The sequence below is a fragment of the Amycolatopsis sp. NPDC051758 genome (assembly GCF_044453095.1).
Lineage (GTDB): Bacteria > Actinomycetota > Actinomycetes > Mycobacteriales > Pseudonocardiaceae > Amycolatopsis.
The window spans coordinates 1,521,361-1,545,284 of the sequence record NZ_JBITCJ010000001.1; the positions used below are offsets into that span (position 1 = coordinate 1,521,361).

The following is a 23,924-nucleotide window of genomic DNA, read 5'->3' on the forward strand; positions in this document are numbered from 1 at the left end:
ACATCCGCCGGTTCAGCCCAGCCGGGACTCAGCGGACCAGGCCGTGCACCTTGTCGATGTGCACCGTCAGCAGCACCCGCTGGTCGGTCACCATCGCGTCCCGGTACTCGTCCCAGTCCGGGTGCTCCCCCGACGCCCGGCGGTAGTAGTCGACCAGCGCCTCCACCGTCTTGTCGTCGCGGGAAGCCGCCGGCGCCGTGAGCGACGCCCGGCCCTCGGCGACGACGTAGCTCCAGCCGTCTTCACTGCCGACGTGGTAGGTCACCCGTGGATCGCGGCGCATGTTCTTCGTCTTCGCCCGGGTTTCGGTGATCGACGCGATGATCGTGTCCGTCTCGGCGTCGTACAGGTGCGTGATCGTGGACAGCTGGGGCCGGCCGTCGCGGCGGATCGTGGCCAGGACGCCGTGGCGGTGCTGGGTGATGAAGTCCTTCAGCGCTGTGTCGTCGGTCATACGTCTTCCAACCGGCGATGGCCGCCGTTGTTCCGGAGCAGCCCGGAAGAAATGTGCTTGCATGCGGCAACTAAAGTGTGTTCCGACACATCGACCTCCCCTCCGCTTGCATAACCGCTAGTGAAGGCACATCCTTGCCTGAGGCAACTAGTTGCAGCCGCCAACCAAAGCCGTTGAAGGATCCCTCATGGCACCGAACAGCTCCGCCATCCGGCCCACCGCCGAACTCGACCTCGCCGACCAGCTCGGCCACGAGCTCGTCCGCCTGGTCCGCCTGATCAACAAGGCGAAGTCACAGGTGTCCAAGCAGGGTCCCGACGGGATCGAGCGGGCGGCGTACGCGATCCTCTTCACCCTCATCCACGAGGGCCCGCAGCGCACCAGCCGGCTCGCCGAGTCGCTCCACTCCGAGATCTCCACGATCAGCCGGCAGTCGAGCTCCCTCGTCCAGCACGGCCTGGTCGAGCGCCAGGCCGACCCCGAGGACGGGCGGGCCTGCCTGCTCGCGCCGACGGCCGAGGGCATGCGGGTGTTCGAAGAGAACCGCAAGCAGCGCAACCAATGGCTGGCCGAAGTGCTCGGGGACTGGACCGAAGGGGAGATCCAGACCCTCAACCGGCTCTTCGGCCGGCTCAACACAGGTATCGAGAACCACTCTCCACAACTGGCCGACGCCCACGCGTCCGCCGGTGCTCCGGCCAAGGGGGCCAACGCATGAGTTCCACCACCGAAACGCCGGCCCTGCCCGAGGTGGGTCAACCGCCCCGGCTGAGCCACCGTCAGATCGTCACGATCCTGAGCGGCCTGATGTGCGGCATGTTCCTCGCCGCGCTCGACCAGACGATCGTCGGCACGTCGATCGTCAAGATCGCCAACGACCTGCACGGCTTCGACCTGCAGGCGTGGGCCACCACGGCGTACCTGATCACCTCGACGATCGTCACGCCGATCTACGGCAAGCTGTCCGACATCTACGGCCGCAAGCCGTTCTACCTGGCCGCGATCACGATCTTCGTCGCCGGTTCGCTGGCCTCGACGTTCTCGCAGTCCATGTACGAGCTCGCCGCGTTCCGCGCGGTCCAGGGCCTCGGCGCCGGCGGTCTGATGTCGCTGGCCATGACGATCATCGGTGACGTCGTCCCGCCGCGGGAACGCCCCCGGTACCAGGGTTACATCCTCGCCGTGTTCGGCCTCTCCACCGTGCTCGGTCCGGTGCTGGGTGGCTTCTTCGCCGGCTTCGACACCCTGGGCGGCATCTCCGGCTGGCGCTGGGTCTTCCTGATCAACGTCCCGATCGGTGTTGTCGCGCTGTTCGTCGTCGCCAAGGTCCTGAACGTGCCGCACGAGCGCCACGACCAGAAGATCGACTGGTGGGGCGCGCTTTCGCTGGTCGTCGCGGTCGTGCCGTTCCTGATCGTCGCCGAACAGGGCCAGAAGTGGGGCTGGGGCGACGGCAAGGCGATCCTCTGCTACGTCGTGGGTGGCGTCGGCGTGATCGCGTTCATCCTGATCGAAAAGCTGATGAAGGACGCCGCGCTGATCCCGCTGCGGCTGTTCAAGAACTCGACGTTCACCGTCGCGATCATCGGCGGTGTCATCGTCGGTGTGGCGATGTTCGGCGCGATCACGATGATCCCGCAGTTCATGCAGGTCGTGCAGGGCTACACGCCGACCGAGTCCGGGTTGCTGATGCTGCCGCTGATGGCGGGCATCATGACCAGCTCGATCCTCTCGGGCCGGATCACGTCGAAGACCGGGCACTACAAGATCTTCCCGATCCTGGGCACCCTGCTGATCGCCATCGGCGCGTTCTTCTTCGCGCAGGTCGAGTACAACTCGGCGCTGTGGCACCCGCTGGTCGCCGCGGCCATCATCGGCCTCGGCCTCGGCCAGTGCATGCAGACGCTGGTCATCGCGGTGCAAAACGCCGGCCCGCGCAGTGACATGGGCGCCTCCACCGCGTCGGCGACGTTCTTCCGCCAGATCGGCGGTACCGCCGGTGTCGCCATCTTCCTGACGATCCTGTTCAACACGCTGGGCCCGAACATCACCAAGGCGTTCGGCGGCAAGCTGCCGGCCGGCGCGGGCGCCGGGATCGGCAACCTGTCCGAGAACACCAGCGGCATCCAGAGCCTGCCCGAGGCGATCAAGACCCCGGTGCTGATCGGCTTCACCGAGTCGATCACCACGGTGTTCTACGTCGCGGGCGCGGTGGCCCTGCTGGCCACCGTGGTGCTGCTGTTCATGAAGGAGATCCCGCTGGCCGGGATGAACCCCGCCGCGGCGGCCGTCGAAGGCGGCGAGGCGCTGCTCGACGAGGACGACTTCGCCGACGCGCCGACCGAGATCGTCGAGCCGGTCAAGCCGCTCGACCGTGAGCCGGCCCTGGTCGGCGGCGGGAAGCACGCATTGAACGGGAACGGGCACGGTGACTACCAGGCCGTGTCGGGTGCGCTGCCGATGCCGATCACGAACTCCGTGGCCGACTCCGAGCTCGACGTCCCCGTCGGCGCGGGCGGGCTGCCGGTGACCGGGCACGTGCGCCGTCAGGACGGCAGCCACGTCTCGGGTGCCGCACTGACCCTGATCGACCAGCGCGGCCGCCAGGTCGCGCGGGCCACCGGCGCCGCGGACGGCAGCTACTCGGTGCCCAGCCAGGGCCCGGGCGCGTACGTCCTCATCGTGTCGGCCCACGGCCACCAGCCGCAGGCCTCCAGCGTCGTGATCAGCAACGGGCCGGCGACGGTCGACGTCACGCTCACCGGGTCCGGCGAGCTGACCGGCACCGTGCGGGCGGCCGCGACCGGCTCCCCGCTGGCGAGCGTCACGGTCACGCTGACCGACGGCCGGGGCGAGGTGAACGGCGCGTTCATCACGACCGCGGACGGCACCTACGCCTTCGTCGGGGTCGGCGCCGGGGCCTACACCCTGGTCGCCAGCGGCCCGGGCTACCGGCCCGTCGCGGTGACGCTGACCGTGCCGGACAGCGGCGTGCTGCGGCACGACCTCGAGCTGTCCAGCTCGGTGCAGCTCACCGGCGTCGCGCGGACCGAGGGTGACCGGGTGGTCCCGGACGCGCGGATCACCGTGCTCGACGCCGAAGGCAACGTCGCGGCCGTGGCCCGGACCGACGGTGAGGGCCGGTACGTGGTGAGCGACCTGCCCGCGGGCGCGTACACCGTGGTCGCGAGCGGTTACCCGCCGGCGACCAGCCAGGTGGAGCTCACCGGCGGCGAGGCCGGCCACGACGTCCGGCTGAGCTACGACCAGGCCCTCGACGAGCTGGTCGACCGGTCATGAGCGGTCTGCGAGCGACCCTCCGCACGGCCGAAGGTTGGGCGGTCGAGCACGCCGTGCTCACCGTCACCGACCCGGCCGGGCGGCAGGTCGCCCGGCAGGCGGCGGACGTCCGCGGCGAGGTCGTCACCGACGCGCTCGCGCCGGGCACCTACACCGCCGTCGTCACGGCGGCCGGGTACACCCCGGTCGCCCGGATGGCGCAGGTCGCCTCGGACGGCTCCGGCTCGCTCGGCGACGTCGTGCTCGCCCCGGTCGCCGAGGCGATCGACCTGCCGCCGGCCGGGCCGTGGGTGATCGACCCGATGCACTCGTCGGTGGTCGCGACCGCGCGGCACCTGGGCATCGCGAGCATCAAGGCGCGGTTCCCGGACGTGTCCGGCCGGATCGAGATCGGCCGCCCGGCCGAGCGCTCGTCGGTGCACGCCGAGATCAAGGCGGCGAGCATCGACACCGGCATCCGGATGCGCGACGACCACCTGCGGTCGCCGGACTTCCTCGACGTCGACGTGCACCCGGTGATCACGTTCACCAGCTCGGGCCTGCGCCAGCGCGGCGCGGACTCGTGGACGCTGGTCGGCGACCTGACGCTGCACGGCGAGCGTCGCGAAATCGAGCTGGAGCTGACGTACGGCGGCTGGGGCCCGGACCCGTGGGGCGGCGTGCGCGCCGCGTTCCACGCCGAGACCCAGCTGCACCGCAACGAGTTCGCGATCAACTACAGCGCGATGGTCCGCGCGGGCGTCGCGGCGGTCGGCACGACGGTGAAGGTCGAGCTGGACATCGAAGCGGTGCAGGGCGAGTCGCTGCCGCAGTTCTGAGCGTTGGTTTCGGGAAGGCCCTCTCACCCCTGGTGAGGGGGCCTTCTCCGTACCCAGACAGTCGGCTCACGTACCCAGACAGTCGGCTCGCGTGCCTGGAGGGTCGGTTCGTGAGCCGACCCTCCAGGTACGCCGGCCGACCCTCCGGGTACGCGAGTTCGCCGGTTCGTCCCGCATCGCCGGGAAGGCCCTCTCACCGCTGGTGAGGGGGCCTTCACCGTTCGTGCCGGGTGAATCTTCCGGACCGCTCGATTCGACCGTTCGCCGCGGGGAGTTCACCTCGGGCACGTAGGCTCCGGGTGTGAACGTCGTGAGCATCGAGGCCGCGGGCGTCGGCGTGAGCTGGCTGGACACCGCCGGACCGCTGCTCGTCTGGGTGATCGTGCTGAGCTTCGTGCTGGTCGAATGCGCGCTGATCATCGGGCTGTTCCTGCCCGGTGACTCACTGCTGTTCGGGGCCGGCGTGGTGCTGGCGCAGCACGGGTCGGACGCGAACGCGTGGTTCCTCTCGGGAGCCGCGCTGATCGTCGCCGTGCTCGGGAACCAGATCGGCTACTACATCGGGCGCACCGGCGGCACCAAGCTGATCGCGCGCCGTGACGGCAAGGTGCTGAACCGCCAGGCCCTCGACCGCGCGCAGAAGTTCCTGGACCGGCGTGGCTTCTTCGCGATCGTGGCGGCCCGGTGGATCCCGTGGATCCGCACGCTCGCCCCGCTGATCGCCGGCGCCGCCCGGATGGACCCGCGCCGCTTCATGGTCGCGACGGCCCTCGGCGGCCTGCTCTGGGTCCCGACGCTGGTGCTGCTCGGCTACTACGGCGCCGGCCTGCTGGACACCCTGCCGTGGCTGAAGACGGCCGCGCTGTGGATCAGCATCGTGTTCTTCGTGTTCGGCACCGGGTACGGGGTGCTGCGCTACCGCCAGGAGATGCGCCGCCCCGTCGAAGAGACGGACGACGCGCGCGCCTGACGCGCTTCAGAGTTCCGGGTCGGCCCAGATCTCGAGCTGGATGCCGTCCGGATCGCGGAACACGATGACCTGCGAACCTTCGAACGTGCGGGACGGCGCCGTCGGCAGGTAGGAGACGCCGAACTCCGCGAGCCGCTCTTCCCACTCGACCAGTTCGGCCGTCGAACCCACCTTGAAGGCGACGTGGTCGAGGCCGGCTCTGCGTTCGTCGAACCCGCGTCTGCCGGTGTCGGCGTGCTGCACCAGCACCACGGAGAACTCGTCGCCCGCGGACCTCAGCACCACCTTCCGCAGCCCCGTGTCCGGCTCTTCGCGCCGGGTGACCTCCTCGAGGTCGAGGACCCGGACGTACCACGGCACGCTGCGGTCCACGTCGGTCACGGTGAGCGCGAGATGGTGCACGGACATGAGTTTTGCCATGGCTCTGGAAGCCGTCCTTTCGGCGTGGCGGCTCCCCAGAGTTGCACAGCGTTCGCTCGCCGAAACGGCGGTGACCAAGTTCCCCGTCCGATCGTGATCTCGTCGTCTCCGGACGTCTCAGCAGGCGGACACCGGTGACCGAAGGTCATTCACGTTATACGAGCGGTGCTCGACTGATCACCGGCCGCCACCAACGTCCAGGATCGCGCCCGTGGTGAAGGACGATTCCGGTGACAGCAGGAACAGCACCGTTTCGGCGATTTCGGCCGGCTCGCCCGCTCTGCCCATCGGGATCTGCCGCGCGTACTTCTCGAGCCGGCCGGGCAGTCCGGCGGCCTCGTGCAGGCCGGTGTGGATCATGCCGGGCCGGACCGCGTTGACCCGCATGCCCTCGGCCGCCACCTCTTGGGCGAGGCCGAAGGTCAGGGTGTCGACGGCGGCCTTCGACGCCGCGTAGTGCACCCACTCTCCGGCCGAGCCGGTGCGGGCGGCCGTCGACGAGATGTTGACGATCGCGCCGCCGTGGCCGCCGTGCCGCGTCGACATCCGCCGGACGGCCTCGCGGCAGCACAAGAACACGCCGGTGACGTTCACGTCGAGGGTGCGCCGGACGACGTCGACCTCGTAGGAGTCGAGCCGACCGGGGGTGTTGCCGACCGTCGCGGCGTTGTTGACCAGGCCGGACACCGGGCCGAGCTCGGCAGCCGCGTCGAACAGCGCGCGGACGTCGGCCTCGACCGAGACGTCCGCGCGGACCGCGACCGCCTGCCGCCCGGCTGACCGCACCTCCTCAGCCACCGAGAGAGCGGGCGCGGGATCACCGGAGTAGTTCACGACGACGTCGTAGCCGCGCGAACCCGCCAGCGAGCAGATGGCGGCGCCGATGCCACGGCTGCCGCCGGTGACGATCAGGACGCTCACAGTGCGAAGTTCACCAGCGGGAGGTTCTCCAGCACCAGGTCCGCCCGGTCCCGCGTCTGCGAGATCAGGTCGGCGTTGCGCTGGTCCGAGCCGAGCGCGCGCTGCCGCGCCTCGACCAGCGACCGGCCGTAGCGGCGGTGGCGCGACACCAGCCGTTCGATGCGCTCGGGCTCGTCCGGCGCGAGGAACCAGGCCTCGGTGAGCAGCGGCCGGATCGCGCTCCACGGGTCGTCCGGCAGCAGCAGGTAGTTGCCCTCGGTGATGACGAGCTGGACCTCCGGCGCGACCGGGACGGCGCCGGCGATCGGCTCTTCGATCTCACGGCGGAACTCCGGCGCGTAAACCGTTTCGCGGCCTTCGGCGAGCCTGCGGATCAGGTGGTAGTAGCCGGCCGCGTCGAACGTGTCCGGCGCGCCCTTGCGCTCGGCGCGCCCGAGCCGGCGCAGCTCGACCTGCGCCAGGTGGAAGCCGTCCATGCCGACCACGGCGGCGCGCGAGCCGAGCGCGTTGGCCAACGCCCAGGCCAGCGTGGTCTTGCCGGACGCGGGCGCGCCGATGATGCCGAGCACGTTGCGCTGCCCGCGCACGGTCAGCCCCTCGGCCCTGGCCAGCAGATCGTCGAACGCCGTCATGTCTTGTCCCTTCCTGCGATCGCGGTCGTCCAAGACCGCGGTCCCACAAACCGCACCCGTTCGGCGGCCACCTCGTTGGCGAAGCGAATCCGGTCCGTCACCGACGGTCCCCTGGCCACGGCGACGGCGAGCGCGCCGTGCCAGACGTCTCCCGCTCCTAGTGTGTCTCGCGCTTCCACGGCGGGGACAGGCACCTCACCCGAGCTGCCGTCCGCAGTGGACCACCGCACCGGGCCGGGCCCCGCGGTGGTGATGACGGTGGGGACACCACGCTGGTGGAGGCCGGGTTCCGGCGCGGTGAAGTGCGCGGAGCACGCGGCGACGTCGACCAGCGGGAGCAGCTCGTCGAGCACCGGCTTCCAGCTCCCGGCGTCGAGCACGACCGGCACGCCGGCGGCGTTCGCGGCCTTGGCGACGGCGAGCGCGAGGTTCGGGTGGTGCCCGTCGAGGAGGACCGCGTCCGCCTCGACGGCACCGTCCCAAGTGGCCTCGGAGCCGGCGGCGTTGCGGGAGACGACCGTGCGCTCGCCGTCTCGATCCCGGACGGCGACCGCGCTGACCGGCGGCGGCTCGGACCGCGACGGCGCCAGGTCGACCACCCGCACGCCGTGCGCTTCGAGATCGGCGCGGGCGAGCGCCGCCAGCGGGTGTGCACCGAGGACGGTCACCAGGGTCGCCTCGGCGCCGAGCGCGGCGGCCGTCACCGCGGCGTTCGTCGCGGGCCCACCGGCCGCGACGTCCACCTGCAGCGACTGCACCTTCTCGCCCGGCGCCGGGAGCTCGGTGACCCGTTGGACGACGTCCACGGTGCACAGTCCCACCAGCAGCAACTTCATTTCAAGCCGGCCACGTGGGTGGCGGCTGCGGCCTCTTCGATCTCGCCGTTCTCCTTGAGCCGCAACGCACCCGTGAGCAGGCCGACCACCTGGTTCATCGAGTGCGTCTTCGGCGAGACGACCGCGACGCGCTTGCCGAGGCGGTGCACGTGGATGCGGTCGGCGATGTCGAACACGTGCGGCATGTTGTGGCTGATCAGCACCACCGGCAGGCCGCGGTCGCGGATCCGGCCGATCAGGTCGAGCACCTTGCCGGACTCGGCCACACCGAGCGCGGCAGTGGGCTCGTCCATGATCACGGCCTTGGTGCCGAACGCCGCCGCGCGCGCGACGGCGACACCCTGGCGCTGACCACCGGAAAGCGTCTCGACCGGCTGGGTGATCGACTTGATGTTGATGCCCAGCTCGTCGAGGATCCGCTGCGCCTCGGATCGCATGGTGGCCATGTCGAGCTTCCGGAGCAGCCCGAACGGGCCGCTCAGCCGTTTTTCCCGGCCCAGGAACATGTTCGACGCGATGTCGAGCGCGGGCGCGACGGCGAGATCCTGGTACACCGTCTCGATCCCGTAGTGCCGGGCGTCCAACGGGGACTTGAAGTGGACGGTCTCACCGTCCACTTTGATCTCACCGGCGTCCGGGATCACCGCCCCGGACAGGGTTTTGATGAGTGACGACTTCCCGGCGCCGTTGTCCCCGACAACGGCGAGCACTTCGCCGGGGAGCAGGTCGAAGTCGGCGCCGTCGATCGCGGTGACGCGGCCGTAGCGTTTCACCAGCCCACGGGCCTGGAGGATGGGTTCAGTCATGACTGCTGCTGCCTCCTCGCGATCCGGTCCACCACGACGGCGGCGATCAGCAGGGCCCCGGTGGCGAGGTCCTGGTAGTTGCCGTCGACGTTCATCTGCGTCAGCCCAGATCGCAGCACCGCCACGACGAGCGCGCCCATCAGCGTGCCGAGCACCGAGCCGCGGCCGCCGAACAGGCTCGTCCCGCCGAGGACGACGGCGGTGATCGAGTCGAGGTTGCCGAGCTGGAACTGGTTCGGGTCGGCGTTCGGCGTCCGGCCGAGCGCCTGCCACGCGGCGAGGCCGAAGGCCAGCCCGGCCACGATGTACACCGACAGCACCGTGCGGTTGACCTTGATGCCGGACAGCCGCGCGGACTCCGGCGCGTTGCCGACCGCGTAGACGTGCTTGCCCCACGCGGTTTTGGTCAGCGCGTACCAGACACCGAGGTACATCAGCAGCGCCAGCGTCATGCCGTAGGTGATCGGGATGCCGCCGAAGAGGTACCGCTTGGTGCCGAGCCACTGCAGCAGCCCGTCGGTCACCGGCACGGCCTGGCCGCCGGCGATCAGCTTCGACACCGCGGTGAGCATGGTGAACGTGCCGAGCGTGATGATGAACGCCGGCAGCTTGACCCGCGTCGCGAGCCCGCCGATGAACATGCCGACGATGATCGTCAGCACGATCCCGGCCAGCAGCGCGACGAAGCCGTTGGTGCCGGCCGCGGCGAGCTTCGCCATGATCAGCGTCGCGACGACCATCGACGACGCGTTGGACAGGTCGATGCCCGCGATGAGGATGACGAGCGTCTGGCCCAGCGCGAGCGTCCCGACGACCAGGGACTGCTGGACCACTGTGGACAGGTTGTCGAGGTCGAAGAAGGTGTCCGTGGCCAGCGAGAACACCACGACGGCGACGATCAGCGCGAGCGCCGGGCCGACCGCGGGGGCGCGGAGGAGGAACTCGCCGAGCGACTCACGTTCCTTTGTGGACACTGCGGTTGCCGTCGTCGCGTTTGTAGATGTCACCGTGCGCCTCCCCAGCAGTTCTGCAGACCCCACGCGGTGTCGTGGCTTTCGACCCCGGGCATCGGCTTGTCGGTGATCACGGCGGATCCGGTGTTGAGGAAGCCCGTGGGCTTCTTCCCGGTCTTCGCGTACTCGACGGCGGCGAGCACACCCTGTTCGGCCATCTTCTTCGGGAACTGCATGACGGTCGCCGCGTACTGGCCGTCCTTGACGTTCTGGACGCCTTCGCAGCCGCCGTCGATCGAGCCCATGACGATCTGCCCGGTGAGCCCGCGGGCCTGCAGCGCCGCGTAGGAGCCGCGGCCCATCGGCTCGTTCATCGAGTACACGGCGTTGATGTCGGTGCTGCGCTGGAGCAGGTTCTCCATGCCCTGCTGGGCGAGGCTCTGGTCGCCGTTGGCCGCGGTGTGGCCCTTGATCTCGGGCGAGCCGTCGGTCAGCCCGATGCCCTTGAGGAAACCGCCGTGGCGCTGGGTGTCGACCGAGCTGCCGGCGGTGCCGTCGACCATCAGCAGCTTGGGCGGGGTGCCCTTGAGCGCGGCCTTGACGTAGGCGCCCTGCTGCTCGCCGGCCGCGAAGTTGTCGGTGGCGAAGGTGGCGTCGACGGCGTCCGGCGGTTCGGTGGCGGTGTCGAGGGCGATGACCAGGACCCCGGCGTCACGGGCGTCCTTGATGGCCTTCAGCACGCCGGTCGAGGAGCTGGGCGTGATGAGGATGGTGTTGACGCCCTGCTGCATGAGGTTCTCGATGGCGCGGACCTGGCCGTCGTTGTCCCCGTCGAACTGCCCGGCGAGGGCGTTGAAGTCGGCGCCGTTGGCCTGCGCGGTGGCTCTCGCGGAATCGCGAAGCGCCACGAAGTAGGGGTTCGTGTCGGTCTTGGTGACCAGGCCTACCTTGGCCTTGCCACTCCCGCCCGTGTTGGTGTTGCCGCCCCAATGGCGTTCGACCGTGCAACCGGTCGTCGCGGCGAGGACGGCGGCCAACGCGAGTGCGGTGAGACTTCGCTGTCTCATGGGCTCCCACCCTTTGTTCGTGTCGAAGCTTGCCGATGGTCGGGAAGGTAGACAGACTGCACGGAGGACGCAAGCGTTTGCGCAAACGCTTGCCGGAAAGGATTGGCATGCCCCAGCCGAGATCGTCGCGGCCGACCCAACGCGACATCGCCGAGCTAGCCGGCGTCTCGATCACCACCGTCTCGCACGTCGTGAACGGGACGCGCGCGGTCGCCGAGGACACCAAGGCCGCCGTGCTGCGGGCGATCGAGACCACCGGCTACACCGGCGACGCGATCGCGCGTTCGCTGGTCACCGGCGGGACGCGCTCGATCGGCATGGCGATCTCGCTGGTCGCGAATCCGTACTTCGCGACGCTGATGCAGGCGATCGAGCGCGAGGCCTCGCTGCACGGGTACACCGTGTTGCTGGCCGACACGCACGACACCGCGGACACCGAGCGTGACACGGTGCGAGCGTTGCGCTCCCGCCGCGTCGACGGGCTGCTCATCACCCCGGCCCCCGGCGACGGACCGGTGATCGGCGAGCTGGTGTCGCTGGACGTGCCGACGGTGCTGATCGACCGGCTGACCACCCGCGCCGACGTCGACCAGGTCGGCACGGAGAACATCCAGGCGACGTCGGCGCTGACCGCGCACCTGGCGACGCTGGGGCACCGGCGGATCGGGATGATCAGCGGCGCACCCGGGCTGTCGACGAGCGAGGAGCGGGTGCTGGGTTACCGGCTGGGGCTCGGCCGGTCCGGGCTCACGTGGTCGTCCGAGCTCGTGGCCTGCGGGAACTCGTCGCGCGAGGGCGGCGCGCTGGCGTTGAGCACACTCCTGGCGCTGCCCGAGCCGCCGACCGCGCTGGTCGTCGGGAACGACAGCATGATGGTCGGGGTGCTGCACGAAGCGCGGCGGCGGGACCTTCGCATCGGGCGTGACATGCCGGTGGTCGTCTACGACGACGTCGAGTGGGCGGACCTGGTGGACCCGCCGCTGACGACGATGGCGCAGCCGATCGAGGAGATCGGCCGGCAGGCGGTGCGGCTGCTGCTGGCCCGGATCAACGACCCCGCCCGCAAGGCCGAGACGGTGCGGCTCCCGCCCACCCTGCGTCACCGTGAGTCGTGCGGCTGCCCGCCGGTTCACTCACATCAGTGATTGTTCCGAGTTAGGGGTCTCCCGCCGGTCGTTCAGCGGCTACCTTTCGGCTGAGCGTCTGCGAGGGCATATGACCGCACTTTCGCCAGAGCTCCGGTTGTGGGACCCCCCGGTCACCTACCGGATCGGCGTCGCCATGGGTGTGCACGCGAACCCGTACTCGGGTGAGCTGCTGCGCGCCATCCGCGGCGCCGCCGCCCAGGCCGGGTGCGACGTCATGCTGGCCGACACCGAAGACACCGTCAGCGAAGAGGCGGCGGTCGTGCGCGCGCTGCGGGCGGACCTGGTGGACGGCGTGCTGCTGGTCCCGTCGCCGGGTGACGAAGCGGTGATCAACGGCCTGGTCCGGATGGGTGTCCCGACGGTGCTGGTCGACCGCCTCGCCGCCCGCAACGACGTCGACCAGGTGGGCACGGAGAACGTGCACGCGGTGACGTCGCTGGTCAAGCACCTGACCGAGCGGCGGCACCGCAAGATCGGGTTGATCTCGGGTGACGACGGCCAGGAGGTCAGCCGCGAGCGCGTCCGCGGGTACCGGCTGGGGCTGGAGCAGGCGGGCCTGCGCTTTAACCGCGAGCTGGTCGAGTGCGGTCTGTCGACCTCGGGCGGAGCGGCCCGCGCCACGGCCAAGCTCCTCGACGGCTGGCCCTCCCCGACGGCGCTGGTGGTCGCGGACGAGTCGATGCTGGTGGGCGTCCAGTACGAGGCCCACCGCCGCGGCATCCGGATCGGCTCCGAGCTGGCAGTGGTCGGCTACGGCGACATGGGCTGGGCCCGCCGGGTCAGCCCGGCGGTGACAACGTTGGCTCAGCCGATCGCGGACATCGGCCGCCGCGCGGTGCAGATGCTGCTGTCCCGGATGGCGGACCCGGACCGGCCGCCGGAATCGATCCACTTGACCCCGAAGTTCTTGCACGGCGCGTCCTGCGGATGCTGACCGCGGCAGGATGGGCCAGGTGATCCGACTCGCGCACACCGCCCAGCTGCCGGCCGCCGAACTCGGTGCGGTCCGAGACCTGCTCGAGGGCGCGTACCAGGACTTCGACCTCCCTGGCTGGGAGAACACCCTCGGCGGGATGCACGCGCTGGCCTTCTCCGGCGATGAGCTGGTCGGCCACGCCTCCCTCGTGCAACGCCGCCTCCTGCACGGCGACCGCGTGCTGAACACCGGGTACGTCGAGGGCGTCGCGGTCCACGCGGACCATCGGCGGCGCGGGATCGCGAGTGAGTTGATGGTGGTGATGGAAGGGCTGCTGCCCGGGTACGAGGTGGGCGCGCTGAGCGCGTCCAGGGCCGGGGCGCCGTTGTACGCGGGACGAGGTTGGCAGCTGTGGCGCGGCCCGACCTTCGCGCTGACGCCGGGCGGAATCCGGCGCACCGAAGACGATGACAACGTTTACGTGTTCCCGGGCCGGGCGCCACTCGATCTTGACCTCGACGGCGAGCTAACCGCCGACTGGCGGGCCGGCGACGTCTGGTGACAGCGTCGCCGCCGCTTCCAGCAGCATCCAGCCGCCCACCTGGACCGACATGTCGCGCTCCGGGGCGTCCGCCGGCAGTGGCAATGCCGGTGCCGGGCGGTCCCAGAACGCGCTGAACACCGGGCCCTCCGCGGCGCCGGACCAGCACGCCTCCGCCGAGCGGAGCACCAAGGACCGGGCCACCGCAGCCTCCGGGCCGGGCAAGGAAAGCGCCGCCAACGCCAGGTACCGCGCGAGGATCGCGCCGAACAGGCCGCCGTCGCCGCCGCTTTGGCCGCGGATCACCCCTCCCGGGGCACAGTGCTCAGCCACCGCGCGCACCGTCCGCGCCGCATTGTCCATTTCGTACAGTTCCAGGCACGCGCCGAGGTAGACCCCTTGGCAGTACGTGTAAACGTGCTTGACCAGCTCGCCCGTGTCCGTCCGGATGCCGTCCCACACCAACCCCGAGGAAGGATCGACCAAAGTGGACGTCATCCACGAAGTCATCTCGCGGGCGCGCGTGAGATTTCCCGATCGTGCGTGGAAGATCGCCGCCGGGCCGTTGGCGGGGGCGTTCTTGAACTCGTCTCCGCGGCGCCACCAGATTCCGCCGCCCGCCGCCTCCGTCCAGCCCGACAGCAGCTGCGTGTCGATCGCCGCGATGGCCGGGCCGACGTCGATGCCCAGCGAGGACACCCGTTGCAGCGCAAGGCCGAGCCACGCGATGTCGTCGTAGTAGTCGTTGGTCCAGCGGCCGAAGTTGCGCAACCGCACGGAACGCACGAACGAACGGATCAGCGCCAGGCGCTCAGGAGTGGGCGCACGCAGCTGAGCATCCACCAGCGTGTCCAGCAGGTGCGCTTGCCACCAGTAGTTCCAATGCCAGTGGAGCCGCTGGCCGGGAGAAGCCGGCCAGCCGCTGCGGCCCAGCACCGTCGACGGCAGCCCCCACACCCGCCGCAGGTGCCGGGCAGTCACCGCGCGTTCGGCAGCCGAGACGTCCATGGCGCAATCCTGCCTTGCCCATCCACATACCGCTCGGTATGTTGAAGGACCCCGACGGCCTGCGAGGTACTCATGACCACGGCACACGTCACCTGTCCGCTGTGCGAGGCGACCTGCGGGCTCGACGTCACGCTCGACGAAAACCAGCAGGTCACGCGCGTAAAGGGCGACGAGGAGGACGTCTTCTCGAAGGGCTACATCTGCCCGAAGGGCGCGTCGCTCGGCGCGCTGCACCACGACCCCGACCGGCTGACCGCGCCGCTGCTCAAGCGCGACGGCGAGTTCGTCGAGGTCAGCTGGCAGGAGGCCTACGACGAGATCGACCGGCGGCTCGTGCCGATCCTCGAAGAGCACGGCCGTGACGCCGTCGCCGTGTACGCGGGCAACCCCGGCGTCCACAACATCGCGCTGACGCTCTACGGCCGGGTGCTCTACAAAGCCTTGGGCACCAAGAACTTCTACAGCGCGACGTCGGTCGACCAGATGCCGAAGCACTACTCGTCCGGCACCATGTTCGGCGACCCGCTCGCGATCCCCGTGCCCGACCTCGACCGGACGCGGCACCTGCTCGTGCTCGGCGCGAACCCACTCGTCTCGAACGGCAGCCTGATGACCGCGCCGGACATCCGCGGACGGCTGCGCGGCATCCGTGACCGCGGCGGCAAGATCGTTGTTGTTGATCCGCGCCGCACGCGCACCGCGCAGTTCGCCGACGAACACCACGCCATCCGGCCCGGCACCGACGCGCTGCTGCTGTTCGCGCTGGTCAACGTCCTGTTTGCGGAGAACCGCGTCAATCCTGGCCGCCTCGAAGCACACCTCAACGGCCTCGACGACGTCCGCACGCTGGCCCAGCCGTTCACGCCGGAGGCCGTCGCGCCGCGCACCGGCATCGGCGCCGCCGAGATCCGGCGGATGGCGCTGGAGCTGGCCGACGCCGAAAACGCCGTGGTCTACGGCCGGATCGGCACCACGACCCAGACGTTCGGCACCATCGCGAGCTGGCTGGTCGACGTCCTCAACGTGCTCACCGGCAACCTCGACGAGCCCGGCGGCGCGATGTTCCCGCTGGCCGCGTGCCAGCCCACCGGCAACCGGCGCCCGTTCGCCGTCGGGCGCTGGCACAGCCGCGTGCGCAAGTACCCGGAGGTGGTCGGCGAACTGCCGGTCGCGACGCTCGCCGACGAGATCGAAACGCCGGGTGCCGGCCAGGTCCGCGCGCTCGTCACCATCAGCGGCAACCCCTGCCTGAGCACGCCGAACGCCGGGCGGCTGGCCGAGGCGCTGAAGCAGCTCGACTTCATGATCTCCGTCGACGTCTACCTGAACGAGACGTCGCGCCAGGCCGACGTCATCCTGCCCGGCCCGTCACCGCTCGAACGCCCGCACTTCGACCTGGCCTTTTACCAGCTGTCGGTGCGCAACGTCGCCAACTGGACGCCGGCCACACTGCCGTCGAAGCTGCCGCAGGAGTGGGAGACGATGCTGCGGCTCACCGGCATCGCCACCGGTCAGGGGCCCGAAGCGGACGTCGCGGCGCTCGACGACTTCGTCGCCGCCGAGACCGCGCGCCGGAACAAGCTGGAGGTCACCGGGGACCGCACCGGGCCCGCCCGGCTGGTCGACCTGCTGCTGCGCGCCGGCCCCTACGACGTCACGCTGGCCGACCTCGAGGCCGCGCCGCACGGGATGGACTTCGGGCCGCTGAAGCCGCGGGTCCCGGACGTGCTGTGCACGGCATCCGGGCGGATCGAGCTGGCCCCGGAGACGATCGTCGCCGACGTCCCGCGGCTGCGCTCCGAGCTCGCCAAGCCGCTCGACGACGGCCTGGTGCTGATCGGGCGCCGGCACCTGAGCTCGAACAACTCGTGGATGCACAACCTGAAACCCCTGGTACGCGGCGGCAACCGGTGCACGGTCCAGGTCCACCCGGCCGACGCGACCCGCCTCGGCCTCACCGACGGCGCGCTCGCGTCGGTGACGTCCCGCGCCGGCAAGCTCGAGGTGCCGGTGGAGGTGACCGACGAGATCCGCCCGGGCGTGATCAGCATCCCGCACGGCTGGGGCCACGACGTCGCCGGTTCGCGGACGCGGGTGGCGAGCGCGAACCCCGGCGTCAACTCGAACCTGGTCGCCGACGAGACCCTGCTGGACGTGCCGTCCGGGACGTCGGTGCTGAACGGCATCCCGGTCGAGGTCGCGCCGGCCTAGGCCCGTCAGGTTCGGACCGGTGTTCCCCAGCCAGGTCCAGAGCGTGTAAGTGGGCGCGATGGTTCTGGAGCCGGTCGGCGTGGCCGCGGCCGGCGCCGCGGCTCACGGAAACGGGTTGGGCGTCACCAGGCGGTGGTCAGGTCCGCGTGCTGCCGCACCCAGGCGTGCATGACGATCCCGGCCGCGACGCCCGCGTTGATCGAGCGGGTGGTGCCGAACTGGGCGATCGACACCACCAGGGACGCCGCCTCCTGCGCCGACGGCGACAGGCCCGGGCCTTCCTGGCCGAACAGCAGCACACACTCGCGCGGGATGTCGGCCGTCTCGACCGGCTGCGAGCCCGGCGTGTTGTCGACGGCGACGAGTGCCAGGTTCCGCGAAGCGGCGAAGGCCAGCAGCTCGGCGACGTCGTCGTGGTGGCGGAGGTGCTGGTAGCGGTCGGTCACCATGGCGCCGCGCCGGTTCCAGCGGCGGCGGCCGACGATGTGGACCTCGGCCGCGGCGAACGCGTTGGCCGTGCGGACCACCGTGCCGATGTTGTGGTCGTGCTGGAAGTTCTCGATGGCGACGTGGAACGGGTGCCGCCGGCTGTCCACATCGGACACGATCGCCTCGCGGCGCCAGTAGCGGTAGGCGTCGACGACGTTGCGGCGGTCGCCGTCCCGGAGCAGGTCCGGGTCGTACCGCTCGTCGGTGGGCCACTCACCCGGCCAGGGTCCGACGCCGACCTCTTCGCGGCTCACCCACTCGGTGGGTCCGACGTCGTGCGATGCGCTCACACCGACGATTGTCGCCCCACCCGCGAGTGGCGCCCTAGGCGGACTGCCAAAGCTCGATGCGGTTGCCCTCGAGGTCGGTGACCCAGCCGAAGCGGCCGATGCCGTCCATGTCCTGGGTCTCGTCGGCCACGTCGGCGCCCTTCTCGCGGAGCTGCACGAGCATGGCGTCGAGGTCACGGACCCGGAAGTTCAGCATGGCCTGCTGGGACGGCGATCCGAAGTAGTCGGTCCCGGCGTCGAACGGCGCGAAGACCGTCGGGCCCGGCTCCTGCTGCCACGTACCGCTCTCGTCGGCGTCGAGGCCGAGGAAGTCGCGGTACCAGGCGCCGAGGGCCGCCGGATCCGCGGCGCGGAAGAAGTACCCACCGATGCCGAGCACACGTTCCATGGCCTGATGGTGCCCTAGCCGAGGTGGACCGGGTGCGCCTGGGCCTCTTCCTCGTGGTGGTGGCGCCAGCGCTGGTACACACCGACGTAGGAGTAGGCCACCAGGGCGATCGCGATGATGCCGATCGCCGGCAGCCACGACTTCGGGAACACCGTGTCGTACAGGTAGTAGGCGTTGAAGCCGCCGGGCAGGTCACCGAGGCCCTGCTGGTGGCGGAAGTAGTTCTCCAGCGCGGTGAACGGGCACGGCACCGGTGTCACGTTGACGAGGATGCCCCAGGCCGCCGCGAACATGTGGACGAAGATCAGCTTCGGCCAGCGCCAGGCGACGAACCCGCCGAGCCCGATCAGCAACAGGGCGAGCAGGTGCACCGCAACGGTCACTTCGGCCAGGAACTTCGCCACCACACGCCCCCTTCACCGACCCCCTACCAGCGACTTTACTCCGGTGATCGGGATCGGCCGCCCTCAAGGATGCCCAGAGCTGTGATGTTCAACCCACCGGAGCAACTGGTTCACCTGGGCGGTGACGGAGGCGTCACACCCGGTGGGAATTCCGGCGGGCGCTTCGCGGGGTACTTCGTCGGTTCCTCGTGGGGGTACTGGTCGGGCGCGCCGTCCGGTTTCTTCCGGTTCGGGTCGGACGGGCGCTTCGGCTCGTCAGGCGGCTCTTCCATGGGGTGGACGCTACGCCCGGCTCACCGGGCCCGGACCCCGGATTTCGCGGTCAGCCGAATTTCCAGGCGGACCGGCAGGGTGTCGACCTCGAGGGCTTGCCGCAGCCGCGGGACGGCGTGCTCGGCAACCCGCTCCCGGACAGCGGCGGCGTGGGTGTCCCGATCGGTGGTGACGATCAGCAGCAGCTCCGGCGCTTCCCGCGGCCCCGAGAGCCAAGCCGACGCGGTCCGGACGCCTTCGTAACTCTCGACGTCGGCCGCGAACGGAGCGGCGGCGGTCGCCGAGTCCAGCACGGTCGCGCCGGTGGTGCCGTCACTCCGCCAGGCGACGGTCTTCGGCCTGCGGAACGCCTGTGCGGCGAGCCATCGGAGGCACAGCAGGCCGAGCAGCACCGCGACGGCGATCGCCACCCAGAACACCCAGGTCGGCGGGGGTGCGTCGCCCGGGACGAGGGGTGCTGACGGGTCGAGGACGCGCAGCCGGCCGAAGTGCGTGGCCAGCGCGAACCCGCCCGCGGCGAGGAGGACCAGGCCGATCAGGGCGAGGAGGGTGCGGTTGAGAGCGGCGGGGCGGTTCATCGCGGACCTCCTGGTTTTGGTGGCTGCAGCGGCCGAGCGAGGTGGGGCCGGGCATCACCGGCCGGTTCCCCTTCGGGCCGGGCCGGGCGAGCTGCGCGTACCCCAACCCGGCCCTCGGTGGCCGGGCCGAGCGGAGCGGACGAGTACCGGGCGAGCATCGCCGGCCGCCTCATCGCGCGCTCCTCACTCGGACCCGGACCTTCGGCGGCCGCGCCAGCTCGATCCCGTCGAGCCGCCCCTGCACCGCGGACCGGACCGCGTCCGCGAGCCCCTCGGTATTCGTGCGGTTGGTCTTCACCCGCACCTTCACCGTGCGGCGGCCGAGCTTCAGCCCCGCCGCCGCGACGCCGTCGACCTGCGCTGCCGTGGCGCGCAGCGACGTCCGCAGGCCATGGCGCGTCGTGCCGGTGTCGAAACCCGGCGCCGGCGCCAACGGCAGCACCACCGGGCGGCCCCGGAGCACGGCCGCCGCCAGCAGCACCACTCCCGCCAGAACCGCTGCCCCGCCCCCGACGAGCACGGGCAGTTCGTTCCAGGCGGTGTTGTGCACGCGGGCGGCGACCGCGTCGTAGGACAGCAGCGGCTGCTCGCCGAGCAGGCGCTGCACCAGCGCCGTCACGACCAGCGCGCACGCCGCGAGCAGGACGAGCGCGGTCACCACCGCCGGCACGCTCCGCCGGGGCCGCCTCACCGGACCCTCCGGCGAGGCTGCTCCGGCCGCGTCAGCGCGACCGTGATGTCCACCCGGCTCGTGTCGAGCCCGGTCAGTTCCGTCGTGCGGTCGAGCAGGTGCGCCCGGACCTTCTCGACTGTCGCCGCGATCGGCGCCGGGTAGGCGAGCGGGAGTCGAACGTCCACTGTGGTCGATGATCCGTCCACAGTGGCCTCGGCGGTGACGTCCCCGGCGACGCCGTCGACCTCACGGGCGGCGTGCGCGGCGATCCGCCGCACCGCCCGCGGTTCCACGGTGGTCACTCCGCGTTCCACGGTTACCTCCGATCGCGCGCGGCGCCCACGAGGGCGGACAGGTCGAGTTTGCCGTCGAGCCAGCGGCCGGCCAGCAGGCCGATCCCGCCGAGCACGAGCACGGCGACAAAGGCGCCGAACCCGCCGAAACCGGCGGCAAAACCGAGGGCGAGGCCGTAGAGCAGGCCGATCAGGGTGGCGTTCATCGTCACTGCACCCGGTCGCTGGTGACGGGCTCGTCGTCGTCCCCGGGGATGTGGACGTCGTTGACGTTGATGTTCACCTCGACGACCTCCAGCCCGGTCATCTGCTCGATCGCGGTGATCACGTTGCGGCGCACGGCCCGCGCGAGATCCGCGATGGCCACGCCGTACTCGACGAGGATCTGCAGGTCGACCGCGGCCTGCTTCTCGCCGACCTCGACCGAGACGCCCTGGCCGACACTGGCGGACGCGCCGGGGATGCGGTCGCGGATGGCGCTCAGCGCACGGGCGGCGCCACCGCCGAGGGCGTGCACACCGGTGACTTCGCGCGCGGCGAGCCCGGCGATCTTCTGGACGACGGTGTCGGCGATGGTGGTGGTGCCCTGCTTGGTGACGAGCGCGGTGTCGGTCTTCGTGGTGGTGGCCACGGTGGTGTTCTTCTCGGCCGTCGCGGTCATGAGGTCCTCCCTGGATGTCCTGTGCCTCAAGGCTTTCTGCCTTGTTCGTAGGTAAGGACCCCGTGGTGGGGAGATCGTCACTCGCTCGATCGTGTGACGTGGCTCTCGGCGGTCAGACGAAGGCCGCGCCGTCGACGTCGGTGACCACCAGGCGCAGCCGGGCCTTCTCCCACTCCGTGCCCGCCAGCACCGGCCGCACCAGCTCGGCCGCCTGGTCCAGCAACGGCGGGATCGGCAGCCGGGTGGCGATCAGGCGGATCTGGACGAGCTCGGGGCTCAGGTCCACCGCCATGCCCTCCCAGTCCACCGGTAGCCACGTCGTCTCCGGGGAAACCGGGGTTGCCGGGCGGAGGCCGTCGACCGCCCTGAGTGCGCCGACGATCTTCTCGACGGCTTCGTTCGCGGTCACCGGGACGCCGGCTCGATGTCCATGATGGACACCGAGACCTCGTCGACGACCAGGCCCGTCTGCGACGTCACCGAGCGGCCGATCGCGCGCTGCACCGCCCGGCCCACCGCCGCGGCTTGGTCGACCTTCGCCGTGACCAGGTCGACGTGCACACTCACCCGGCCGTCGGTCGTGCGGACCCGGACGCCGTCCGCCGGAGCCGGGTCGAGGCCCTTCCACCGCTGGCGGGCCGCCCGCGTCCACGCCGTCACCAGGCCGCGCAGGCCCGGTTCGAGGCGCACCACGCCCGGCGTCGTGATCGCCGCCCTGGCCGCCACGCTGGCGATCACCGGATCGGCGATGACGTACTCCACGCTCATTCCCCTGGCTCCCCGGCAGTGTCTTCCGCAGCTGTGTCTTCCTCAAAGATGTCGTCGACCAGCAGGTCGAGCCTCGCCAGCGTCAGCCCCACCCGGGCCGCGGCCGCCGCGGTCACCCGCTCCCGCACCTGCGCCAACGCTTCACCGCCGGTAGCGTTCCGCAAACTCACCGCAAGGGTGAGGTCCACTTCGACCACGCCGTCTTCGCCGGTCCGCACCCGGCAACGGCGCGCGCGGACGCCGTCGACGGTGTCCGCCGCATAGCGCAGCACCGCCGCCACCGCCTGCTCGCTGATCTCCACGAACCCGGGTTCCGGGGTCGGCAGCCGCACCATCCGGTCGCGCCGCACCTCGGCCCGGACCGCCGACATGATCCGGCCGAACAGGTCCGGGGACGGCGCGTCCTCCTCCGCCACCAGTTCCGATGTGGCCTCGCGCAGCGCGAGCAGGCTCTCCCGCGCGGCTCGGCAGTGCGGGCAGGTCAGCTCGTGCTCGTCGGCCAGCCCGGCGCCGACCGCGTCCAGCCGTTCCCACACCTGCTCGACATCACGTTCGCAGGGCAGCTCGTAGTCCGTCATCGCCATGGCTTCATCACCTCCGCCAGCTGGGCCCTGGCCCGCGCGATCCGGCCGCGCACCGCGGTCGTGTTCGCGCCGACGACTTCGCCGATCTCTTCGTAGGACCGGCCGTGCACCTCCCGCAGCAGCCAGCACGCCCGTTGGTCCGGGGTCAGCTGCGCCAGCGCCGCGTTCAACGCCGCGAGCTGGCCGCTCACCTGCGCGGCCCGCTCCGGCTGGAGGTCCGCCCGCGGCGACTCGGCCGTGTCCAGGTCGACGTCGGCCTGTGGCCGGCGCGCACGGATCGTGTTCAGGCAGCGGTTCGTGGTGGCCCGGTAGAGCCACCCGACGAACGCCGCGTCCTCGCCGAGCTGGTCGAGCTTGCGCCAGGCGTTGAGGAACACCTCCTGCACGACGTCCTCGGCGTCCCCGCGGTGGGCGAGCATCTTCACCGCGAGCCGGAACATCTGGCCCTGGTAGCGCAGCACGAGCTGCTCGTACGCCCGGACGTCACCGTCCCGCGCGCGGCCCACGAGGGTCGCGTCGTCGAGCGGCGTTGCGGGCTCCGCGCTGGTCGTCACGGCACCTCCTCTGCAGGAGGACACCGGGGCACGGAAAACGTCACGCACTGATTGTGGGTGACGGTGCTCACCGGGGCGAGTCCGTGACGATCACGCGCCTCGGTGGTCCTTCCACCACCAGGGCGCCCCGCCGGGGCGCCGTCGGAGGAGGAGGTGCCCCATGTCGCTGGGCGACAAGATCAGCAACAAGGCCGAAGAGCTGGGCGGCAAGGCCAAGGAGGCGGCCGGCTCGGCCACCGGCGACGAGCAGCTGCAGGCCGAAGGTCAGACCGACCAGGCGAAGGCGGGTCTGAAGGGCGCGGTCGAGAACGTCAAGGACGCCGCGAAGGACCTGTTCAAGAAGTGAGCCGAGCGGATCCGGGGACCACCGCGGTGGTCCCCGGATCCGGCGTCAGTCCAGGCCGAGGTCGTCCTTGCCGAGGACGTAGCGGTACTCGAGGCCTTCCTTCTCGATGGCCTCCCGCGCCCCGGTGTCGCGGTCGACCACCGTCACCACGCCGATCACGTTCGCGCCCGCTTCACGCAGGGCCGCGACCGCTTCGAGCACGCTGCCGCCGGTGGTGGAGGTGTCCTCGACGGCCAGCACGCGCTGCCCCCGGACCTCCATGCCTTCGATGCGGCGCTGCATGCCGTGTTCCTTGACGGACTTCCGCACGACGAACGCGTCGAGCACAACCCCGTCCGTGGCCGCGGAGTGCAGCATCGCCAGCGCGACCGGGTCGGCGCCGAGCGTCAGGCCGCCGGCCGCCACGTAGTCCCAGTCCGCCGTCAGCTGGCGCAGCAGCTTGCCGATCAACGGCGCGGCCGCGTGGTGCAGCGTCGCCCGCCGGAGATCGATGTAGTAGTCGGCTTCCTTGCCGGACGCCAGGGTCACTTTTCCGTGCACCACGGAAAGATCGGTGACCAGCCTGGCCAGTTCGAGTTTCGCCGCTTGATCCAACCCGGGGTTCGCCACGGCCGTGAGTCTT

General features: G+C 70.8%; 31 protein-coding genes. 9 read left to right on the forward strand and 22 right to left on the reverse strand.

Annotated features, from left to right (window positions below):
- Positions 1–28 precede the first annotated feature (28 nt).
- Positions 29–454 carry a PPOX class F420-dependent oxidoreductase gene (locus ACIA5G_RS07920; protein WP_395921442.1) on the reverse strand — a complete coding sequence of 142 codons (426 nt, stop codon included), beginning with the start codon at positions 452–454 and terminating at the stop codon, positions 29–31.
- Between the two features lie 187 nt (positions 455–641).
- On the opposite strand from ACIA5G_RS07920, the gene ACIA5G_RS07925 reads away from it, so the two are divergent.
- From ACIA5G_RS07925 to ACIA5G_RS07940, 4 genes are all read left to right on the forward strand, one after another.
- Positions 642–1,172: a MarR family winged helix-turn-helix transcriptional regulator gene (locus ACIA5G_RS07925; protein WP_395921443.1), complete on the forward strand. Its 531-nt coding sequence runs from the start codon at positions 642–644 to the stop codon at positions 1,170–1,172.
- Positions 1,169–3,754, forward strand: a complete 2,586-nt coding sequence (locus ACIA5G_RS07930; RefSeq protein WP_395921444.1) for an MFS transporter — start codon at positions 1,169–1,171, stop codon at positions 3,752–3,754. The genes ACIA5G_RS07925 and ACIA5G_RS07930 overlap by 4 nt, the downstream gene beginning before the upstream one ends.
- Positions 3,751–4,572, forward strand: coding sequence for a YceI family protein (locus ACIA5G_RS07935; RefSeq protein ID WP_395921445.1), 822 nt, complete (start codon positions 3,751–3,753; stop codon positions 4,570–4,572). Before ACIA5G_RS07930 ends, ACIA5G_RS07935 begins: the two co-directional genes overlap by 4 nt.
- 301 nt (positions 4,573–4,873) lie before the next feature.
- On the forward strand, positions 4,874–5,542 hold the full coding sequence (locus ACIA5G_RS07940) for a DedA family protein (RefSeq protein WP_395921446.1): 669 nt from the start codon (positions 4,874–4,876) through the stop codon (positions 5,540–5,542).
- Positions 5,543–5,548: 6 nt separating this feature from the next.
- Here the strand turns inward: ACIA5G_RS07940 and ACIA5G_RS07945 are convergent, their stop codons facing one another.
- The 7 genes from ACIA5G_RS07945 to ACIA5G_RS07975 form a co-directional block, all read right to left on the reverse strand.
- Complete coding sequence (locus ACIA5G_RS07945) at positions 5,549–5,962, reverse strand: VOC family protein (protein ID WP_395921448.1); 414 nt, start codon at positions 5,960–5,962, stop codon at positions 5,549–5,551.
- Between the two features lie 177 nt (positions 5,963–6,139).
- Positions 6,140–6,883, reverse strand: coding sequence for an SDR family oxidoreductase (locus tag ACIA5G_RS07950; RefSeq protein WP_395921449.1), 744 nt, complete (start codon positions 6,881–6,883; stop codon positions 6,140–6,142).
- Positions 6,880–7,515, reverse strand: coding sequence for a nucleoside/nucleotide kinase family protein (locus tag ACIA5G_RS07955; RefSeq protein WP_395921451.1), 636 nt, complete (start codon positions 7,513–7,515; stop codon positions 6,880–6,882). The genes ACIA5G_RS07950 and ACIA5G_RS07955 overlap by 4 nt, the downstream gene beginning before the upstream one ends.
- Positions 7,512–8,351: a PfkB family carbohydrate kinase gene (locus ACIA5G_RS07960; RefSeq protein ID WP_395921453.1), complete on the reverse strand. Its 840-nt coding sequence runs from the start codon at positions 8,349–8,351 to the stop codon at positions 7,512–7,514. Before ACIA5G_RS07960 ends, ACIA5G_RS07955 begins: the two co-directional genes overlap by 4 nt.
- The gene (locus ACIA5G_RS07965; RefSeq protein WP_395921455.1) at positions 8,348–9,157 is read right to left on the reverse strand and encodes an ATP-binding cassette domain-containing protein; all 810 of its coding nucleotides are present in this window, start codon (positions 9,155–9,157) and stop codon (positions 8,348–8,350) included. Before ACIA5G_RS07965 ends, ACIA5G_RS07960 begins: the two co-directional genes overlap by 4 nt.
- Positions 9,154–10,131, reverse strand: coding sequence for an ABC transporter permease (locus ACIA5G_RS07970; RefSeq protein WP_395921954.1), 978 nt, complete (start codon positions 10,129–10,131; stop codon positions 9,154–9,156). Before ACIA5G_RS07970 ends, ACIA5G_RS07965 begins: the two co-directional genes overlap by 4 nt.
- A 29-nt stretch (positions 10,132–10,160) precedes the next feature.
- Positions 10,161–11,177, reverse strand: coding sequence for a substrate-binding domain-containing protein (locus tag ACIA5G_RS07975; protein ID WP_395921457.1), 1,017 nt, complete (start codon positions 11,175–11,177; stop codon positions 10,161–10,163).
- Between the two features lie 107 nt (positions 11,178–11,284).
- Between ACIA5G_RS07975 and ACIA5G_RS07980 the strand changes: the two genes are divergently transcribed.
- The 3 genes from ACIA5G_RS07980 (at position 11,285) to ACIA5G_RS07990 (ending at position 13,803) form a co-directional block, all read left to right on the forward strand.
- Complete coding sequence (locus tag ACIA5G_RS07980) at positions 11,285–12,322, forward strand: LacI family DNA-binding transcriptional regulator (RefSeq protein WP_395921459.1); 1,038 nt, start codon at positions 11,285–11,287, stop codon at positions 12,320–12,322.
- 70 nt (positions 12,323–12,392) lie between these two features.
- Complete coding sequence (locus ACIA5G_RS07985; RefSeq protein WP_395921461.1) at positions 12,393–13,259, forward strand: LacI family DNA-binding transcriptional regulator; 867 nt, start codon at positions 12,393–12,395, stop codon at positions 13,257–13,259.
- 19 nt (positions 13,260–13,278) lie between these two features.
- On the forward strand, positions 13,279–13,803 hold the full coding sequence (locus tag ACIA5G_RS07990) for a GNAT family N-acetyltransferase (protein ID WP_395921463.1): 525 nt from the start codon (positions 13,279–13,281) through the stop codon (positions 13,801–13,803).
- Here ACIA5G_RS07990 and ACIA5G_RS07995 read toward each other — a convergent pair.
- Positions 13,768–14,790, reverse strand: a complete 1,023-nt coding sequence (locus tag ACIA5G_RS07995; protein ID WP_395921464.1) for a glycoside hydrolase family 76 protein — start codon at positions 14,788–14,790, stop codon at positions 13,768–13,770. The genes ACIA5G_RS07990 and ACIA5G_RS07995 overlap by 36 nt on opposite strands.
- 72 nt (positions 14,791–14,862) lie before the next feature.
- Here ACIA5G_RS07995 and ACIA5G_RS08000 point away from each other — a divergent pair, with 72 nt between their 5' ends.
- Positions 14,863–17,001, forward strand: a complete 2,139-nt coding sequence (locus ACIA5G_RS08000; RefSeq protein WP_395921465.1) for a molybdopterin oxidoreductase family protein — start codon at positions 14,863–14,865, stop codon at positions 16,999–17,001.
- 122 nt (positions 17,002–17,123) lie between these two features.
- Here ACIA5G_RS08000 and ACIA5G_RS08005 read toward each other — a convergent pair whose 3' ends face one another.
- From ACIA5G_RS08005 to ACIA5G_RS08060, 12 genes are all read right to left on the reverse strand, one after another.
- Positions 17,124–17,780, reverse strand: a complete 657-nt coding sequence (locus ACIA5G_RS08005; RefSeq protein ID WP_395921467.1) for a TrmH family RNA methyltransferase — start codon at positions 17,778–17,780, stop codon at positions 17,124–17,126.
- Positions 17,781–17,814: 34 nt separating this feature from the next.
- The gene (locus ACIA5G_RS08010) at positions 17,815–18,168 is read right to left on the reverse strand and encodes a VOC family protein (RefSeq protein WP_395921469.1); all 354 of its coding nucleotides are present in this window, start codon (positions 18,166–18,168) and stop codon (positions 17,815–17,817) included.
- A gap of 14 nt (positions 18,169–18,182) precedes the next feature.
- The gene (locus tag ACIA5G_RS08015; RefSeq protein ID WP_395921470.1) at positions 18,183–18,572 is read right to left on the reverse strand and encodes a DUF2784 domain-containing protein; all 390 of its coding nucleotides are present in this window, start codon (positions 18,570–18,572) and stop codon (positions 18,183–18,185) included.
- Between the two features lie 293 nt (positions 18,573–18,865).
- Complete coding sequence (locus tag ACIA5G_RS08020) at positions 18,866–19,423, reverse strand: alkaline shock response membrane anchor protein AmaP (RefSeq protein ID WP_395921471.1); 558 nt, start codon at positions 19,421–19,423, stop codon at positions 18,866–18,868.
- A gap of 169 nt (positions 19,424–19,592) precedes the next feature.
- Positions 19,593–20,114, reverse strand: a complete 522-nt coding sequence (locus ACIA5G_RS08025) for a DUF6286 domain-containing protein (RefSeq protein WP_395921472.1) — start codon at positions 20,112–20,114, stop codon at positions 19,593–19,595.
- Positions 20,111–20,398, reverse strand: a complete 288-nt coding sequence (locus ACIA5G_RS08030) for an Asp23/Gls24 family envelope stress response protein (RefSeq protein ID WP_395921473.1) — start codon at positions 20,396–20,398, stop codon at positions 20,111–20,113. Before ACIA5G_RS08030 ends, ACIA5G_RS08025 begins: the two co-directional genes overlap by 4 nt.
- A 14-nt stretch (positions 20,399–20,412) precedes the next feature.
- Complete coding sequence (locus ACIA5G_RS08035; RefSeq protein ID WP_395921474.1) at positions 20,413–20,595, reverse strand: hypothetical protein; 183 nt, start codon at positions 20,593–20,595, stop codon at positions 20,413–20,415.
- Between the two features lie 2 nt (positions 20,596–20,597).
- Positions 20,598–21,050, reverse strand: a complete 453-nt coding sequence (locus ACIA5G_RS08040; RefSeq protein ID WP_395921475.1) for an Asp23/Gls24 family envelope stress response protein — start codon at positions 21,048–21,050, stop codon at positions 20,598–20,600.
- 112 nt (positions 21,051–21,162) lie between these two features.
- Complete coding sequence (locus tag ACIA5G_RS08045; RefSeq protein ID WP_395921477.1) at positions 21,163–21,459, reverse strand: hypothetical protein; 297 nt, start codon at positions 21,457–21,459, stop codon at positions 21,163–21,165.
- Positions 21,456–21,818 (reverse strand): Asp23/Gls24 family envelope stress response protein, encoded by a 363-nt coding sequence (locus ACIA5G_RS08050; RefSeq protein ID WP_395921479.1) that lies wholly within the window; start codon positions 21,816–21,818, stop codon positions 21,456–21,458. The genes ACIA5G_RS08045 and ACIA5G_RS08050 overlap by 4 nt, the downstream gene beginning before the upstream one ends.
- Positions 21,815–22,402 (reverse strand): Asp23/Gls24 family envelope stress response protein, encoded by a 588-nt coding sequence (locus ACIA5G_RS08055; protein WP_395921480.1) that lies wholly within the window; start codon positions 22,400–22,402, stop codon positions 21,815–21,817. The genes ACIA5G_RS08050 and ACIA5G_RS08055 overlap by 4 nt, the downstream gene beginning before the upstream one ends.
- Positions 22,393–22,956: an RNA polymerase sigma factor gene (locus tag ACIA5G_RS08060; RefSeq protein ID WP_395921481.1), complete on the reverse strand. Its 564-nt coding sequence runs from the start codon at positions 22,954–22,956 to the stop codon at positions 22,393–22,395. Before ACIA5G_RS08060 ends, ACIA5G_RS08055 begins: the two co-directional genes overlap by 10 nt.
- A gap of 160 nt (positions 22,957–23,116) precedes the next feature.
- On the opposite strand from ACIA5G_RS08060, the gene ACIA5G_RS08065 reads away from it, so the two are divergent.
- Positions 23,117–23,302 (forward strand): CsbD family protein, encoded by a 186-nt coding sequence (locus tag ACIA5G_RS08065; protein WP_395921483.1) that lies wholly within the window; start codon positions 23,117–23,119, stop codon positions 23,300–23,302.
- A 45-nt stretch (positions 23,303–23,347) separates the two neighbouring features.
- Here ACIA5G_RS08065 and pyrE read toward each other — a convergent pair whose 3' ends face one another.
- Complete coding sequence (gene pyrE / locus ACIA5G_RS08070) at positions 23,348–23,911, reverse strand: orotate phosphoribosyltransferase (RefSeq protein ID WP_086671745.1); 564 nt, start codon at positions 23,909–23,911, stop codon at positions 23,348–23,350.
- Positions 23,912–23,924 lie beyond the last annotated feature (13 nt).